The 17,706-nt window shown below is 43.4% G+C and carries 17 protein-coding genes; 13 read left to right on the forward strand and 4 right to left on the reverse strand.

Going from position 1 to position 17,706, the window contains the following annotated elements; all coding sequences use genetic code 11:
* The first annotated feature begins 36 nt into the window (after positions 1-36).
* Genes LRS05_RS07700 through nhaA form a run of 6 tightly spaced genes read left to right on the forward strand, consistent with a single transcriptional unit; the run spans position 37 to position 7,800 of the window.
* Positions 37-1,248, forward strand: a complete 1,212-nt coding sequence (locus LRS05_RS07700; RefSeq protein WP_257867780.1) for a response regulator — start codon at positions 37-39, stop codon at positions 1,246-1,248.
* A gap of 16 nt (positions 1,249-1,264) precedes the next feature.
* Positions 1,265-4,828 carry a response regulator gene (locus tag LRS05_RS07705; RefSeq protein WP_257867781.1) on the forward strand — a complete coding sequence of 1,188 codons (3,564 nt, stop codon included), beginning with the start codon at positions 1,265-1,267 and terminating at the stop codon, positions 4,826-4,828.
* A 4-nt stretch (positions 4,829-4,832) separates the two neighbouring features.
* On the forward strand, positions 4,833-5,198 hold the full coding sequence (locus tag LRS05_RS07710) for a response regulator (RefSeq protein ID WP_257867782.1): 366 nt from the start codon (positions 4,833-4,835) through the stop codon (positions 5,196-5,198).
* 4 nt (positions 5,199-5,202) lie between these two features.
* Positions 5,203-6,012, forward strand: a complete 810-nt coding sequence (locus LRS05_RS07715; protein WP_257867783.1) for a protein-glutamate O-methyltransferase CheR — start codon at positions 5,203-5,205, stop codon at positions 6,010-6,012.
* Between the two features lie 17 nt (positions 6,013-6,029).
* Positions 6,030-6,584, forward strand: a complete 555-nt coding sequence (locus LRS05_RS07720; RefSeq protein ID WP_257869252.1) for a chemotaxis protein CheB — start codon at positions 6,030-6,032, stop codon at positions 6,582-6,584.
* Positions 6,585-6,603: 19 nt separating this feature from the next.
* Positions 6,604-7,800, forward strand: a complete 1,197-nt coding sequence (gene nhaA, locus LRS05_RS07725) for a Na+/H+ antiporter NhaA (protein WP_257867784.1) — start codon at positions 6,604-6,606, stop codon at positions 7,798-7,800.
* 3 nt (positions 7,801-7,803) lie between these two features.
* Here nhaA and LRS05_RS07730 read toward each other — a convergent pair whose 3' ends face one another.
* Positions 7,804-9,111: a DUF389 domain-containing protein gene (locus LRS05_RS07730; protein ID WP_257867785.1), complete on the reverse strand. Its 1,308-nt coding sequence runs from the start codon at positions 9,109-9,111 to the stop codon at positions 7,804-7,806.
* A gap of 151 nt (positions 9,112-9,262) precedes the next feature.
* On the opposite strand from LRS05_RS07730, the gene LRS05_RS07735 reads away from it, so the two are divergent.
* The 7 genes from LRS05_RS07735 to LRS05_RS07765 all read left to right on the forward strand — a co-directional run bounded on the left by LRS05_RS07735 (position 9,263) and on the right by LRS05_RS07765 (position 13,989).
* The gene (locus LRS05_RS07735) at positions 9,263-9,865 is read left to right on the forward strand and encodes a hypothetical protein (RefSeq protein WP_257867786.1); all 603 of its coding nucleotides are present in this window, start codon (positions 9,263-9,265) and stop codon (positions 9,863-9,865) included.
* Entirely contained in the window at positions 9,862-10,161 is a 300-nt protein-coding gene (locus tag LRS05_RS07740; protein WP_257867787.1) for a transcriptional regulator, read from the forward strand. Before LRS05_RS07735 ends, LRS05_RS07740 begins: the two co-directional genes overlap by 4 nt.
* 62 nt (positions 10,162-10,223) lie before the next feature.
* Positions 10,224-10,556, forward strand: coding sequence for a potassium transporter KefB (locus LRS05_RS07745; protein ID WP_257867788.1), 333 nt, complete (start codon positions 10,224-10,226; stop codon positions 10,554-10,556).
* A 9-nt stretch (positions 10,557-10,565) separates the two neighbouring features.
* Positions 10,566-11,330, forward strand: coding sequence for an oxygenase MpaB family protein (locus tag LRS05_RS07750; protein ID WP_257867789.1), 765 nt, complete (start codon positions 10,566-10,568; stop codon positions 11,328-11,330).
* An 89-nt stretch (positions 11,331-11,419) separates the two neighbouring features.
* Positions 11,420-12,421 carry an SDR family oxidoreductase gene (locus LRS05_RS07755; RefSeq protein WP_257867790.1) on the forward strand — a complete coding sequence of 334 codons (1,002 nt, stop codon included), beginning with the start codon at positions 11,420-11,422 and terminating at the stop codon, positions 12,419-12,421.
* Positions 12,422-12,539: 118 nt separating this feature from the next.
* On the forward strand, positions 12,540-13,121 hold the full coding sequence (locus tag LRS05_RS07760; RefSeq protein ID WP_257867791.1) for an HD domain-containing protein: 582 nt from the start codon (positions 12,540-12,542) through the stop codon (positions 13,119-13,121).
* 91 nt (positions 13,122-13,212) lie between these two features.
* Positions 13,213-13,989: a YitT family protein gene (locus tag LRS05_RS07765; protein WP_257867792.1), complete on the forward strand. Its 777-nt coding sequence runs from the start codon at positions 13,213-13,215 to the stop codon at positions 13,987-13,989.
* 51 nt (positions 13,990-14,040) lie between these two features.
* On the opposite strand, the gene LRS05_RS07770 is transcribed toward LRS05_RS07765, so the two are convergent.
* The 3 genes from LRS05_RS07770 to LRS05_RS07780 all read right to left on the reverse strand — a co-directional run bounded on the left by LRS05_RS07770 (position 14,041) and on the right by LRS05_RS07780 (position 17,641).
* Positions 14,041-15,084, reverse strand: a complete 1,044-nt coding sequence (locus LRS05_RS07770) for an adenylate/guanylate cyclase domain-containing protein (protein WP_257867793.1) — start codon at positions 15,082-15,084, stop codon at positions 14,041-14,043.
* Positions 15,084-15,461, reverse strand: coding sequence for a response regulator (locus LRS05_RS07775; RefSeq protein WP_257867794.1), 378 nt, complete (start codon positions 15,459-15,461; stop codon positions 15,084-15,086). Before LRS05_RS07775 ends, LRS05_RS07770 begins: the two co-directional genes overlap by 1 nt.
* A 77-nt stretch (positions 15,462-15,538) precedes the next feature.
* Entirely contained in the window at positions 15,539-17,641 is a 2,103-nt protein-coding gene (locus LRS05_RS07780) for an ATP-binding protein (protein WP_257867795.1), read from the reverse strand.
* Positions 17,642-17,706: the final 65 nt, after the last annotated feature.

A 17,706-nucleotide genomic window follows, 5' to 3' on the forward strand; every position in this document is an offset into this window, starting at 1 on the left:
ATCAATTGCCGACAAGGATAGAAAAACATGTAAGGCATGATATTGATTGTTGATGATATCGCTGCCAATGTTATTGCATTGAAAAAAACGCTCGAACTTCATAACCTCGAAGCTGATACTGCTGAAAGCGGTGAGGAAGCCCTGAAGAAAATACTGAAGCGCAATTACTCCTTAATTATACTGGATGTGCAGATGCCGGGTATGGATGGCTTTGAAGTAGCCGAAACACTTGCAGGCAGCAGCCGTACCAAAGATATACCTGTAATCTTCCTTTCGGCGGTAAACAAGCAAAAGCGGTTCATATCAAAAGGCTATGAAAGCGGCGGGGTAGATTACATTACAAAACCGGTAGACCCCGATTTGCTTATACTTAAGGTAAAAACATTCATGAAGCTGTATGAGCAGCAACGTGAATTGAAAGACATGCGCGACCTGCTGTCTAAAGAAATTGAGATAAGGAAAGAAGCCCAGCAAAACCTTGAGCAAAAAGTACACGAGCGTACACAGGAACTCGTAAAGAAAAATGAAGAGCTTGAGTTCCGCAACCATGAGCTGCAGCAGTTTACATGGGTGGTAAGCCATGACCTTAAAGAGCCAATACGCAAAATACAGATGTTTGTGCGGATTCTTATAGACCGTTTTTTGAAAGACAACCCGTCAGCGGAAGACTATGCCAACCGTACCGTACGGGCTGCCGAACGTATGAGCCAGCTGATAAGTGACCTGCTTGATTATTCCCGCCTGTCGGGCAACGCGGTATATGAGGCTGCCAACATTAATGAAATTATTAACGAGGTTATAAGCGACTTTGATTTTATAGTTGAAGACAAGGCTGCAAAGATAAATGTTGGGCCCATGCCTATAATAAATTGCGTGCCAACACAGCTGCGCCAGATATTCCAGAACCTTATAAGCAACTCGCTTAAATTTTCAAGAGACGGCATACCGCCTGAAATTGAAATAACAGGTGAGCTTGTAGCTGAAAAAGATTTTGAAAGCCCCGCGCATGCATCTGGAAAATACTGCCGTATCACCGTAAAAGATAACGGCATCGGGTTTGACGAAAAGTATCTTGACAAGATATTCGTTATCTTCCAGAGCCTAAATGACAGGAATATGTATGAAGGCACGGGCATAGGCCTTGCCATAGCAAAAAAGATAATTGAAAAGCACAGCGGCCTTATCACGGCCATGAGTGAGCCGGGTGCAGGCTCAACATTTAAAATGATTTTGCCGGTAAACCAATAAGCAAACCTACTATATAATGAACAGCCATTTTAAGAAGAATCTTTTATTAAGCACTAGTGCATCAGTAATTATATTGATTATAAGCTCTGCGGCATCATTCTTAAGCATACGCGCTTTACTCAACAGCAATGACATGGTAGGCCATACCAATGATGTTATTTATGCGCTTAATATGGGCAACAGTGCTATGCTTGACACGCAGACTGCCGTAAGGGGTTACCTGCTTACAGGCCAGCAAATGCATGTAGACCAGTACAAAACCGGTATGGCACGGGCAAATTATTATTATGACCAGGTGGCAAGCCTTACAGAAGATAACCCAACCCAGCAGCAAAATGTGAGGGAGCTGAAACGTGCTAAACAGGAATTCTATAATTATGTAAGCAGGCGTGTGGCGGCAAAGCAAATGGGTATTGCACCACACGCTGATTCAATTGCGCGTGGCACTATGCTGCTTGATGAGGTACGCAATGCTAAGCAAACGCTGGAAGAACAGGAACAGAAACTTTTGCAGGAGCGTACATCAGAATCTGCCAAATACGGCAACTACAGTACTATGCTTATTATCATAGCGGCTATAATTGCCATCATAATAAGTATAATATTCTTTTTGCGAATCCTTAAAGATTATAATGAGCGGCTTAAGCTGCACCTTCAGTTACAGAAAAGTGAAGAAGACACCCGCAAGCGTATTGATGCCATAAGCAAAATTGCAGCACAGATTTCAAATGGTGATTATGACATAAGGGTTGATGATACTGAGAGCGATGCACTGGGCGAAGTGGCAGTCTCACTTAATAATATGGCCGGTGCGCTTGACAGTTCATTTAAAACCCTGAGTGAAAAAGAGTGGCTCCAGACAGGTATTGCAGAGCTTAATACCGTTATGCTGGGTGAAAAATCTATTGAAGAGCTTACGGGGGACATTATTGAACATATCGCCGAATATACAGGCAGCAGCGCCGGTGTTCTTTACCTTAAAGAAGGCAATGGCCTGGTGGCTGAAGCAGGCTACAGCTATGCCATAGAAAGAGGGCGGGCGCAAATGCGCGATGGCGAAGGCCTTCCGGGTCAGGCAGCGGCATCAGGTAAGATTACTGAACTTAATGCTGGTAATGAAACTGAAATTAAGATTTCATATGCGCTGGGCGAAATTGTACCTAAGCATATTATTGCTGTACCGCTGTTTACTGACAGGGTTACTGGTGTGGCAGAACTGGGGTCGTTAACACCATACACTGAACTTCAGAAAGAATTCCTACGCCAGGCATCTAATAATATAGGTATTGCTATAGCTGCCGCCCAAAGCCGTAAACGTGTTCAGGAACTGCTTGAAGAAACACAGGCACAAAGCGAAGAGCTGCGTGTACAGCATAGTGAGCTTGAAAGCATGAATGCTGAACTGGAAACCCAGGCCGAAAAACTCCAGGCGAGTGAAGAAGAGCTGCGTGTACAGCAGGAAGAGCTGCAGCAAACTAATGAAGAGCTGGCCGAGCGCAGCGTGCTTCTTGAAGAGAAAAACCTTGAAATACAGAAAAAGAGTGAAGACCTGGAGATTTCTACGCGTTATAAATCTGAGTTCCTCGCCAACATGTCTCACGAGCTGCGCACTCCGTTAAACTCTATATTACTATTGAGCAGGTTGTTGTCTGAAAATAATGAGGATAATATGACGCCCGAGCAGGTGGAATTTGCTAAAGTAATACAGAGCTCTGGCAACGGACTATTAGGGCTGATAGACGAGATACTTGACCTGTCTAAAATCGAAGCCGGCAAAATGGACCTTGATCTGACAGAGGTTTCAGTTAACGACGTTACCGAAGGCATGAAGAACCTGTTTACGCAGGTGGCCAAAGAAAAAGGCATAACCTTCAACATTATTGCCGACAATGCACCTATGGTGATAAAAACCGATAAGATGCGCCTGGAGCAGATTCTGAAAAACCTGGTGAGTAATGCCATCAAGTTTACGGCAGAAGGTTCGGTAACGCTTGAGGTGAAAAAGAGTTCATCAAATGATAAGATGGTTTCATTCGCCGTGCGTGACACAGGTATTGGCATACCGCGCGAAAAGCAGCCGCTCATTTTTGAAGCCTTCCAGCAGGCAGATGGTTCTACCAAGCGCAAGTACGGCGGTACAGGCCTTGGGCTGTCTATAAGCCGAGAGCTCGCCAAGCTGCTTAAAGGCGACATTAAGTTGTACAGCAACCCGGGCGAGGGCAGTGAGTTTACGCTAACCATCCCGGTAATTGCTTCGAATATAGGCATGCCTGCAGAAAATATCCAGGAAGAAACAGTGCTTCCGAAAGCTGAAGAAAAGCAGCCTGAAGAGGTGAAAAACAAATACCTGAGCCCTTCAATTCCTGAAGATGTGCCTGACGACCGTAATGAGATAAACGCAGGTGATAAGACCATACTTATTGTTGAGGATGATGTGAACTTTGCCAAATCATTGCTTGACTTTACCCGGAAACGTGGCTACAAAGGCGTAGTGACCGTTAGGGGAGATTACGCACTGAACCTTGCAGAAGCGTATAAACCTGTGGGTGTACTGCTTGATGTGCAGCTGCCTATGAAGAGCGGCTGGGAAGTTATGGAAGACCTGAAAGGAAACATTGCAACCAGGCATATACCGGTGCACATGATGTCATCTCACAATGTGAAGCGCGAAAGCTTGCTAAAAGGTGCTATAAACTTCCTTGATAAGCCCGTGGCGTATGAAATGATGCCTGAGATATTCACACGGATCGAGCATATCATCAACAAAGAATCTCAGAAAGTGCTCATTTTTGAAGATAATCCTAAGCATGCGAAAGCGCTGGCGTATTTCCTTGAGAGTAATAATATCAATTCAGAAATCAAGAGTGAGATAGAGGAAGGGGTTGATGCGTTGAAGAAATCAGAGATTGACTGCGTAATACTGGACATGGGCATACCTGATAAGCAGGCCTATGAAATAATGGAGAACGTGAAGAAAGACCCTAACCTTGAGAAGGTTCCGGTTATTGTCTTCACAGGAAAAAGCCTCTCAATGAAAGAGGAGCTAAAGATTAAGAAGTATGCAGATTCGATAGTTGTGAAAACAGCCCACTCATACCAGCGCATGCTTGATGAGGTGTCACTATTCCTTCACCTTGTTGAAGAAGAAAAGAAGAATGGCAAAGGCGCCAGCAAGCGTACCAGCCAGATGACCAATGTGCTGAACGAGAAAACAGTGCTTATTGTAGATGATGATGTGAGGAATATATTCTCGCTTACCAAAGCGCTTGAAATTGCCAATATGAAGGTGATAACAGCTATTGACGGAGAAGAAGCATTAAAAATGCTTAAGGAACATCCTGAAACTGATGTTGTGCTGCTGGATATGATGATGCCTAATATGGATGGTTACGAAACAGCCACACGTATACGTAAGGACTCCAAATTCCGCAATCTGCCTGTAATTGCAGTTACTGCCAAAGCTATGACCGGGGACCGCGAGAAATGCATTAATGCCGGTGCGAGCGACTATATCACTAAACCTGTAGATGTTGACCAGCTTATGTCGCTGCTGCGCGTATGGCTTTATGACAAGCAATAAAACTATGGAAAATAAAAAGATACTGATTATTGATGACGACCCGCGTAACATATTTGCCCTGACAGCAGTTTTAAAAGCGCGCGGTTTTGAATGCCTGTCGCGTACAGACGCCAGGGAAGCCATAGAATTGCTTAAAACAGACGAGTATGTTGATGCGGTGCTGATAGACATGATGATGCCTGAAATGGACGGATATGAAGCCATACCGATTATTAAAGGCATATCAAAACGCAGGTCTACACCGGTAATTTCTGTAACGGCCCAGGCAATGGTGGGCGACCGCGAAAAATGCCTTGCCGCAGGTGCCGATGGCTATATATCTAAGCCTGTAGACGTAGATAAATTGCTTGAACTGATTAATACGCTGTAAGATTATGCTGAGTGACCACCAGATGGAGATGTTTGTAAATGAGGTATATGAGGACTATGGTTACGACTTTGGCGGATACTCTAAAGCCTCGCTCAAGCGCAGGCTTGACCGTATTTATGACCTAGACGGCTATAGCCATTTCTCCCAGTTCCTGTTGCGTTTAAAAACTGACGAAGAGTATGTAAAGCGCGTGGTGGAAGAAATTACGGTAAATGTAACTGAAATGTTTCGTGACCCCCAGTTTTACCGTACGCTGCGCAATGTTGTGCTGCCCGAGCTGGGCACCAAACCTTTCATACGTATATGGCATGCCGGCTGCTCAACAGGTGAGGAGGTTTATTCTATGGCAATACTGCTTAAAGAAGCCAACCTGCTGCACAAGTCGCTGCTTTACGCCACAGACCTTAGCGCACAGGTGCTTGATACAGCGCGTAAAGGTGTTTTCCCGCTAAGGATGATGAAGCAGTACAGCGAGAATTATATGGCATCGGGCGGTAAGCAGGATTTTTCAGATTATTATACGGCTAACTACGGCTATGCCAAATTTCCTGATGAGCTTATTGCCAAAATGGTTTTTTCACAGCACAATCTGGTATCAGACCGCTCTTTTAATGAATTTGACCTCATACTGTGCCGTAATGTGCTTATCTATTTTGATAAGCTTTTACAGGAACGGGTACTTCAGTTGTTTGATGAAAGCCTGTCGCCATTGGGTTACATTGCCCTTGGCACAAAAGAGACTATGAAGTTTTCGGCCGTACAAGGGCGCTACCAGCAATACAACCGCGAGAAAATATGGAAGAAAATGCAGTAAGAAAAGATTGTAAGGTGATGATAATAGGCGGCTCTGCGGGCAGCCTTGAGGTTTTGCTGCAGGTAATACCAAAGCTTATCGATATAAAGCCATTTGCCCTTATACTTGTATTGCACCGCAAAAGCAGTGAGGATAATACACTGGAAGAACTGATTGCTTTAAAGACAGCCTTACCCGTAAAGCCGGTTGAAGATAAAACGGCTTTGATACCGGGAAGTATATACATAGCCCCGGCAGATTATCACCTGCTGTTTGAGAAAGACTGCACTTTTGCGCTCGATATCAGTGAAAAAATACACTACAGCCGCCCCAGTATTGATGTAGCCTTTGAGTCGGCTGCAGAGGTTTTCGGCAAGACACTGGTAGCCATACTGCTATCAGGCGCCAATGCTGACGGTACCCGCGGACTCAAAGCTGTTAAAAGCCATGGAGGTATAGCAATTGTGCAGGACCCGGCCACGGCAGAAATGCCCTTTATGCCCCAAAGCGCCATTGATGGTGGGGCTGCCGACAGAATTATGGATGTACAGCAAATCACAACATACATACAAAGTATTGCCCTGAAAGTTTAAAAGCCTTATTTTTGCTGATATGGCAAAACTGATCAACCTTAAAATATTCCCGCGTTTTTTCCAGTCATCATCTGCAGGGGGCATATTGCTGCTATTTTGTGTGGCAATATCATTAGCTATTGCAAACACAGGCCTGGCTGATGATTTTAATAATTTTTTAAACACACAGCTGGGCTTTGAAAGTGAAAGCATCCACCTGCGATACCCTATTCTACTCTGGATAAATGACGGCCTTATGGCTATCTTCTTCCTGCTGGTAGGGCTTGAAATTAAGCGTGAAATTGTAGAGGGAGAGCTGTCATCATTGCGCCAGGCTTCTTTGCCGGTGCTTGCAGCAATTGGCGGAGTTATGGTTCCTGCAGGTATTTATGCCATGTTCAATGCAGGCACACCCACAGGGTCGGGGTGGGGTATACCTATGGCTACAGATATTGCTTTTGCGCTGGGCATCCTTTCCCTGTTGGGCAATAAAGTTCCGCCGGGGCTTAAGATATTTCTGGCAGCGCTTGCAATTGTTGATGACCTTATGGCTATCCTCGTAATAGCTATATTTTATTCTTCTGAGCTTCATTTAAGCTATCTTGGTTATGCCGGTGCTGTTTTTGCGCTACAGCTTATCTTTAATAGGATTGGTGTTAAAAATATATTTTGCTATATAATACCGGGAATTTTTATGTGGTATTTTATACACCATTCGGGTATACATGCAACAATAGCTGGCGTACTTACAGCAATTACACTGCCTACAAATGAAGAAGAGTATGACTCACCGCTTGAAAAGCTGGAACACTTTCTTACACGTCCTGTAAACTTTATAATTATGCCTATTTTTGCTATAGCCAATACCAATATCACGTTTGAAGCAGGTATGGTTGAAGGTCTTGCCACAACTATGGGGCTGGGTATAGTATTAGGCCTTTTCCTGGGTAAGCCCGCGGGTATATTTCTTATGTCATTTATTGCGGTAAAAAGCAGGGTATCACAACTACCTCTGCAAGCCAACTGGTGGCATGTACTCGGGCTTGGCCTGCTTGGCGGTATAGGCTTTACAATGTCAATTTTTATTGCCCTCCTTTCATTTAGTGACAGTGCACACCAAACAGAAGCTAAATTTGCAGTTTTAGTAGCCTCATTATTATCGGGTATTGCGGGTTATCTCCTGCTTAAAATGCGTTCAGGCAAGCATATTGTTACAGCGGTGCCTCCGCATGTATAACAATTATTCTACCTCATAAACACGGGCGTTCTTTACGTCAAGCCGTTGGTTTAGCCATTTGTTAAGCCTGGTTTTATCTTCGGGGCTAAGCGGCCTTGCAGCACGGTACAAAACAGCGGTTACAGGTATGATACTGTCTTTTTGGTTGATCAGGTTTTGTTTTGATACCGTTACGGCTGTAATCTGCGGGAAAATTGCATTAGCCTCTTTCAGGAGTTTTTTATCATTAAGGCTGCCGGCCAGCTTTTGCTCAAGCTGCATGATTTTTACATCCTTTTCATTAAGCTCATTCTCAGTGCTTTTTACCTGTTTTAGTATGTCACCTTTAAGCGCATTCAGTCTGTCGGTAGAATCCTGCCGTATAATCAGTTCGGTACCTTTCAGGTATTTGTTTGTATTAAGCACAGAGTCCAGTCGCTTTATCTCCGGCTGTGTAAAAAATTTTGACAGGAATGCCAGTTCAAGTGTTTTCTTTTTACGGGTAAATTCTGATTTTTTGTATATCACCATATAGCCCTTTGCTGTAAACTCATTTTCAATAAAAATGTCGCTGTTCTTTTTAAATTGTTGTTCGCGGTATAATGAGTAAGCCAGGTAGGCGCTTGGTACCAGCATGGCAATGATAAGGATAGTGATTGATGTACGCACCCGTTTCTGAACGGTTTTATTCACCAGTTTTTTCGGAGGGTATTGCAGGTATTTTATTATGATGAATGTCGCGATGCCTATAAAAACACAATTAATACAGTACAGGTAAAAAGCCCCGAGAAAATAAGTCCACTGGGCCGTAGCAATGCCATAACCTGCTGTACACAGCGGCGGCATGAGCGCGGTGGCTATGGCAACACCCGGTATAGGGTTGCCCTTCTCACTTCTTGTAACGGCTATAGCCCCTACAATACCTCCAAAAAAAGCAATAAGTATGTCATAAATGTTTGGCGATGTACGTGCCAGCAGTTCACTCTGCACATCTTTAAAAGGGCTTGCAGCAAAATAGATTGCAGACACTGCCAGGCTTACAGCAGTAGCGTTAAGTAAGTTGCGCAGTGACCGTTTCAGCAGGTCAAAGTCGTATATTCCCAAGGCAAAACCGGCGCCCACAATAGGACCCATGAGGGGCGATATAAGCATGGCGCCAATAATCACGGCGGTAGAGTTAACGTTTAGCCCGACTGATGCAACCAGGATAGCGCAAGCAAGAATCCAGAGGTTGGCACCTTTAAAAGAAATACTTTTCTTTACGCTTTCAAGAGTTTTTTGTTTGTCATCTTCGCCTTCACGAAGATTTAGTATATCATAGAATTTCTTCACAATGTTTGTATTTCGCAGCGGTAAGATAGCAACTTTTACTTACAAAAAATTTTAAACGTGAGTTAAAAACAGCCAAGTCAAAAATCTTTACTAAAAGTATTTGTCAAATCGGAATTAATTATAAACTTTGTATTTCAAAGTACTTTCGCTTATGAAACAAGAGCAGGATTACATTCAGGATATAGCCGCCATCCGCAATATGATGGAGCGGTCATCAAAATTCCTTTCACTGTCGGGCTGGTCGGGTGTTTTAGCCGGCGTCTATGCATTGATAGGGGCGGGGATAATTTATTTTGGACTTGATGTGAAAAGTATCAATTTTTATTCGGAGACCACAACATTATATATTATATCTACAGCATTGGGTGTGCTTATTGCAGCAATTGGTACCGCAGTCGTTTTTTCGAAGAGAAAGGCTTCAGCAAATAATGCATCCATATGGAATTCGACTGCGAAAAAAATGATTATTTGCATGGCTGTGCCTTTAGTAACCGGAGGGCTGTTTATACTTATCCTGCTGTTACATGGGCTTTTGGCCGCAATGCCAACCATATCATTGATATTTTATGGTCTTTCTTTGTACAATGCGGGTTTATATACATATAAAGAGATTCAGGCCTTGGGGATTATACAGATAGCACTTGGCCTTTTCGCCTTCTATTTTATTGATTACGGGCTCGTTTTCTGGGCAATCGGCTTTGGAATTATGCACATCATTTACGGCGCTTATATCCACTTTAAATACGAAAGGTGAAAGTATCTGTAAACGATCTTCATAAAGCATTTGAGAGCCGCATAAGGCTCGGTATCATGTCAGCTCTGGCTGTTAATGACAGGCTCGATTTTAATGCCCTGAAGGAGCTTCTTGAGGTAACCGATGGTAACCTGGCAAGCCATACCAAAGCTTTAGAAAAGGAAGGATTTATAGGAGTAGAAAAGACGTTCATTGGGAAAAAGCCAAACACGAAATATTTTATGACGAAAGAAGGAAAATCAGCATTTGAGCATCACCTCAAGGTGCTTGAGAGTTTAGTGAAATCACATAAATAAATTTTTTTGCACAAACACTTTGAACTGCAAAGTACTTTTAATGTTTAATTTAATAATAGATCATGGAACAAAATCTGAAATTTCAACAAATCAACACTGCATCATTACTAAAATGTATTGTGGTTGGTGCGGCGTTTAACCTGATACTCATCGGGATATTCTTGTCGGGTGTGCATGACGCCAAATCTGAATGGGGCAAGTACTGGATGGTGCGCCCGCTAATCATCGTGCCGTTTGGCGGTGCAGTAGGCGGAACAATCTTTTACCTGCTGCATTTTTACAGCAGGCAGTTGGGCTTCCATAAGGCAATTGCAACGGTGCTGGGCGGAATAATCTTTATCATCGGGCTTTGGATGAGCTTTGTCCTAGGCCTTGTAGGGACACTTTGGGATTAAAATCAAACTATGGAATACTTCACAAAACAAGATTCAATTGTGCGCCAGATATGGGGCAAGAGTGATACCATCATGTTCGTTTTTGCAGGTGCCGCTGCCGAGTTTGCCCTTAATAAAGAAGTGGATTGGCTGTATTATACCGGTAAATTACCAAGTGACCCTCTTGGCAGGCTTTTTTCGACAGTGGCTTATGCAAGGGCAATTGTCTTTGCAGAAAAGGGTGAAGCCCTGAAAGCAATCGACACTATAAAAGGCATACATTCAGCTGTGGAAATTAAGCGTGGTGCCATAATACCAGACAGGGCATACCGCGATGTATTGTTCATGCTTATAGATTATTCTATACGCGCTTATGAACTTTTGGAAAGAAAGATGACCGATGCTGAAAAACGTGAGGCATTTGATGTTTTTTATCGTGTAGGCAGCAGGATGGGCATACGCGGACTGCCGGAAACGCTTGAAGGTTTTGAAATCATGCGTGAAAGGCAGATGGCCGCCAACATGGTGTATAGCCAGTTTACCGCCGACCTCTTCAGGCAATACCGTAAACATCTCGGAATAATACGGTACCGCCTGCTACTTGAGGCCCAAATACTTGTTGCGCCAAAAAAAGTGCTGGTGATGCTTGGTATGTGGCGATGGTCATTGCTGGCACCGGTTGTTTGCGTCTACAAGATTTTCAGGCTAATGAAGCTTGACTGGCTGCTGAAAGAACTGATACTGCCAAAGCAATACAAAAGCGAAATAAAGTCGCTTGATGTTCGTATGGGATAATTTTAAGAAATGCCGCATACTATTTAACCTAACCTTACCACTTGTGCTTTGATTGCCACCGTAATTTTAAATTATAAAAATCTGAAATTATGGAAGATAACAACAAGATGAGCCGCCGTGCTGCTATTGGCGGCATAGGTGCAGCTATTGCAACTGCAGCAATTAGCCCTGCATTTGCAGCTGAACCCAATGATGATGCCTACACACCGGCATTACCAGAAGACCCTACGACCAAATACCCGCGGCCGCCGTTTAAAGTACAGTTTCAGGAATGGCCGGGATTAGCAAGCAAAATGGACCCGAGGCCTGACCATGGTGAAAAAAGCTATAAAGGCAGCGGAAGGCTTAAGGGGCGTAAGGCACTTATTACAGGTGGAGATTCAGGGATGGGGAGGGCTGCCGCGATTGCCTATGCACGTGAAGGTGCTGATGTGGCGATAAACTATTACCCTAATGAAGAGGAAGATGCGCAGGAAGTTATAAAGCTGATAAGGGCTGAAGGCAGAAAGGCTGTTGCCATACCGGGTGACCTTCGTGATGAGGCTTTTTGCACAAGGCTTGTTAATGATGCTGCCAAAGCATTGGGTGGGCTTGATATTATTGTGAACAATGCCGCCCGCCAGCAAACACAAAAGTCTATTATGGATATAACATCTGAAGCTTTTGATGCCACTATGAAGACCAATATCTATGCACCTTTCTGGATTATTAAGGCGGCGCTGCCATACCTTAAGCCGGGCTCATCTATCATCGGTACATCATCTGAACAGGCATATGACCCAAGTGCTGAGCTGTATGATTACGCACAGACAAAGGCGGCAACCACCAATTATGTAAAATCTTTAGCAAAACAGCTTGGGCCTAAGGGTATACGTGTAAATGGTGTGGCGCCGGGACCAATATGGACTCCGCTACAGGTAAGCGGCGGGGCGACGGCAGACAAGCTGAAAGAGTTTGGCGGGCAGACTCCGCTGGGCAGGCCGGGACAGCCGGTAGAGCTTGCTTCGATATATGTACAGCTTGCCGCGAATGATGCGAGCTTTTCAACCGGACAGGTATATGGTGCAAGCGGCGGTTCAGGAAATCCGTAAGCGTTAATTACAATAGTTCAGGCCCTTTCATTTTGAGAGGGCTTTTTTTATTTCAGGACTTGATGCGCTTTCGCTTAAAAATTAAATTTTATATATTTAGCCATCAATAAATGCCCTGATGCAACAGCAACCGGAATGCGCCTATATACTGCAAAAACTGCGTGATGAGCTGCCACAGCATCTCACATACCATACGTTGCAGCACACTATGGATGTTTACCACAGGTGTGAGGAAATAGCAGAGAAAGAAGGGCTTGGCCGAAAGATGCTGGGCTTGTTGCTAATTGCAGCCGTTTACCATGATGCAGGCTATCTTTACCAGCGTACCGGGCATGAGGCGCGGTCTTGTGAAATAGCGATGGATATCCTTCCGCAATACGGCTACAATGATGAAGATGTAAAACAGGTATGCCGGATAATCATGGCGACAAAACTTCCGCAAAGTCCAACGTCATTGGCTGAGCAAATTATATGTGACGCCGACCTTGACTATTTGGGCCGGGATGATTTTTTCGAAACAGGAGAGGGCCTCTATCTGGAAATGCTGCATGCAAAGGTTATAAATAATCGCGATGAATGGGACAAAATACAGATACAGTTTTTGGAACAGCATCATTACTTCACTGCAACTTCACAACAGTTGCGAAACGCAAAAAAACAGGAAAACCTGAACCAACTAAAAGCTAAAATAAACCGTTGATGAAACATTTCTTTTCTAAAACCAATCTTGTTGATATTCTCTATGCACTTGCAGGCATCCTTTTTGCGGATTCGCATTAAAAGGCTTCCTGGTGCCAAACAAATTTTTTGATGGTGGTATAACGGGTATCTCGTTGCTGCTGCACGAGCTTTACCACTGGAATATTGCTTATGTCATCATCCTGGCGAACATACCATTCGTAATCATGGCGGCTTTTCAGGTACACCGTGTATTTGCCATACGTACAATGCTGGCCATAATAGGGCTGGGGCTATGCCTGCTGTTTATTGATTATCCGCAGATTACATCAGATAAGCTTTTGGTTTCTATTTTCGGAGGGGCGTGTATGGGTATAGGTATAGGCTTGGCCATGCGGGGCGGCTATGCACTTGATGGTATTGAGATACTTGCGCTGTACACCGGAAAACGCGTAAGCTTCACTGTAAGCGAGATTATTCTCGGCATCAACATCATAATCTTTTTAGTGGCGGCTGTTGAACTTGGGCTTCCAACAGCGCTATACTCTATACTTACGTATTACTCGGCTTCCCGTACAATTAATTTTGTGGTAGAAGGGCTTGAAGAATTTACCGGCGTAACAATCATTTCCGGCGAAAGTGAGAAAGTAAAAGAGGCTTTGGTTATGAGGCTGGGCCGCGGAATCACAGTTTATAAAGGGGAGCGCGGATTCATGAAAGAAAGTTATGACATAAGCCAGGATTGTGATATCGTATTTACCGTAGTCACACGTATGGAGCTGAGAAGGCTTAAAAACATGGTACACGAAGTAGACCCCAAAGCATTTATGTTCACTAACATCATAAAAGAAACTGCAGGAGGCATCTTAAGCCGCAAGGCAAGGCACTAAATAAAAAAAGCCCTGAATTTTGTTCAGGGCTATTTTTATACATACCAAGCATTAGTCAATTACTTCATATGTCATTACCGGGTTGGCCTTGTTCTTTAAAGTAAACTCACCCACCTGCTGGCAGTTAAAAGACTCTTTTGCAAGATGATAAACCTGTTCGGTAATAAGTATTTGACCCGGTTTTGCGGCAGATTGTAGTCGCTGTGCAAGGTTAACCGCATCACCTATTACGGTATAGTCAAGCCTTTTCAGTGATTCAGAGCCAATATTACCCGACAGCATCTCACCGGAATTTATACCTATCGAGATGGCAGGTTTATATGTTTTATCACCGGTTTTTATTTCTTCAGTATCGGCCAGGGCCTGCCTTATGGCAAGTGCGGCATCAATGGCGCGGTCAAGGTGATATTCGCCCCTGAAAACGGCCATAACAGCATCGCCCATAAACTTATCTACGTGGCCTCCCTGAGTGATTATTTCATTCACAATCTTGTCAAACAGGCTATTGAGCAGCTGCACAACCTCATTGGCCTGTATTTGCTCTGTAAGCGCTGTAAACCCGCATACGTCAATAAAAATCACACTGGCTTCAAGCATTTCATTCTTGAGCAATGTGCTTTCAAACTCTTTATTGGTCATAAAGTTCAGCACATTTTCATCAACATACATCTTCAGTATGTTATTTTCCTTAATTGCCCTTATAGTATCCTGTATCTGCCTTACATGCTGTATGGTCTTTTCCATGGTAACCTCAAGATCTTCAAAGTCAACAGGCTTTACTACAAAATCAAAAGCGCCGCGGTTCATGGCTGCGCGTATATTCTGCAGGTCGCCATAGGCTGATACGACCACAGCCTTGATTGTTGGGTTAGCTTCAGGAAGGTGGGTGAGAAGGGTAAGCCCATCCATTACAGGCATATTGATATCGCTTAACACAATATCAAGGTCAGGGTGCTCATGCATCTTTTCAAGAGCCTCCTGGCCGTTTTGTGCAAATACAAATTCGTAAATATTCTCCCGTATTTTCTTTCGGAATTTTTGCTTTACCAAAACTTCAAGATCCGCTTCATCATCAACTACAAGTATCTTCGCCATTATTCAGCAAGGTGTTTAAGTTTGTCTTTCAATAAATTAAAATCAAGAGGCTTGGTAAGGAAATCGTTAGCGCCCCTTTCCATGGCCTGCCTGTGGTTTTCTTCGTCTCCGTATGCTGTAATCATCATTACAACCGGCGGGGGAGCGCTATAGTCATGCCTTATCTTCGAAAGCAGTTCCAGCCCGCTCATTCCCGGCATATTTATGTCAGATAAAATAAGTACAACTTCTGACGGATGCTTTTCCAGATATTCCAGCGCTTCTTCTCCCGAAAGGGCAAAATCGAAATCAAGCTCGTGGGTTTTTATTTCTTTCCTGAAACGCTGCTGAAAAAGCGGCTGTACATCCTGTTCATCATCAACTACAAGTATCTTCATAAATAAGTGTTCTTAATGAGTGCTAAATGTAATAATTTCCTGCCGGGTGCAAAAGCGCTAATTTTAAAATTAAGGTATCAACCGTTAAGTGGCAATGTTATTATAAACTCCGATCCTTCGCCTTCTGTACTGTTTATATCAATTTTACCGCCGTGAGCTTTCACAACTATATCATAGCTTAGTGACAGCCCGAGGCCTGTACCTTCACCGGTTGGCTTAGTGGTAAAGAACGGCTGTAAAATCTTATCTTTAATAGCATCAGGAATACCGGTGCCGTTATCATTTACCCGAATTTCAATTACATCCCCAATCAGCGATGTTGTTACAGAAACTGTAGGCTTATAGCCAGCATCATTAAGCTGCTTCTGCTTTTGCTGTGTGGCATAAAAAGCATTGGTAAAGAGGTTTAACAGCACACGCCCAACATCCTGAGATATTATTTTGGCCATTGGTAGTGATTCTGTAAAATTCTTTATAAGCTCGGCATTAAAGCTCTTATCTTTTGCACGCAACCCGTGATATGCCAGCCTAAGGTATTCATCTGCCAGCGCATTGATGTCTGTAGGCTCTTTTTGCCCCGTAGAGGCGCGGCTATGCTGCAGCATCCCTTTTACAATACTGTCGGCCCTACGCCCGTGGTGTGCAATTTTTTCAAGGTTTTGCTTTATGTCTCCTACAATAGCTTTAACTTCTTCAGTATCGCCTTTGTCAAGTTCTTCCTCCATTTCATCAAGGAGTTCAATACTTACGTCGCTGAAGTTGTTCACAAAATTCAGCGGGTTTTGTATCTCATGTGCAATACCGGCCGTAAGTTCACCCAATGATGCCATTTTTTCGCTTTGTATAAGCTGGTTTTGCGTTTGTTTCAGTTCGGCAAGCGACTGGCTTAGCTCATGCGTACGTTCTTTCACCAAATGCTCAAGCTCTACCTTTTGTGCTGCTATCAGCCTGGTACGTTCTTCTTCTTTTTCAAGCGCAGCCCGTGCATTCGCAATTTGCAGCGATTTAAATCTGGCAAACATACCCCATGACAGTGCAAGGATTGTCCACATACCGCAGGCAGTTATGGTCCACTCAAAAGGCAATATTACCGCAATGATAGGGCTTGCAATAAACGGCATGGCTGCAATTACAAACAGGCGGGCCTCTTTATCCTTTTTACGCAGAAGTGATATAATAAGTACTATTGCTGCCACAATAAACACCATACCTGCCAATGCAGCAATACCGATAATAACAAAAAGCAGAATAAGCCACTGGTTTACATAAGCCAAATAAATTAGCGAACCGCTGATGCCGATGTATGCCGAGAAATATATCAGGAATTTGTCCCATCCGGGGAAATGGATGTTTACCCTGAAGAAGAACCTGAATGTCTGGATGAGCATTATGATAAACATTGTAATAACAATGAAAAGGAAAAATACATATCCTTTCCTGAACTCACTGAACAAAAGAGTAGAAAAGATGTTTTCTGCCATAAGTAATGCTGAAAAAAACAACAAGCATGAATATACCAGGTAAACCCTTTCACGGTTTACGTAATAGAAGAAAAGGTTAAAAATCACCGCAAACATTATGAACCCGAATATGCCAAATGATAAAACATCATCCGTCTGGTAAGTTTGTTGTTTGATGAACTTCTTGTCAACTATTTTCAGGTAGTTACCAATTTCCGGTGTAGGCCTGTTAAACATCGTAATATCTCCTAAGTCGGCATAAACTTTAACTTCTTCACCTGCTGCAAGTGTAAATTTTATTTCTGTTAGGGGTTTTATGCTGCTCCTTTCGCTCCACGGGACTAAGTCACCACTCACAAACTTTTGCCATTTGCCGTTGCGCTGCACATATATGGTTTCTTTTTTCCTATCAATGCTAAAAGTTATGATTTGCGGATTGGCTGTAGCATTTTTCAGGGCATAACGAGTCCAGGCGTAGCTGCGATTGCCAAAATCACCGGCCTTATGTTCGTATTCGCCAAACTTTTTTACGTTTTCAGGCTTTCGGATTTCGTTAAAGCTTAGCTGTTTTTCTCCGGTATCCAGATATTGCCAGTTTTTCTCCGAGAGTTTTTGGTAAATCTCAAAGTCATTTTTTATTAGATGAGGTTCCGGCCAGCTATCTTGTGAGAATGATGCAACTGATAATAATAGAAGTAAGAGCGATAAATATTTATTCATATAGAAATTATTACCTGTGTCTTAATAAAGATGAAATCTACTAAACCTTAAAGAGTTGTTAAATA

Origin of the sequence: Flavobacterium sp. J372 (assembly GCF_024699965.1) — a bacterium.
Lineage (GTDB): Bacteria > Bacteroidota > Bacteroidia > Flavobacteriales > Flavobacteriaceae > Flavobacterium.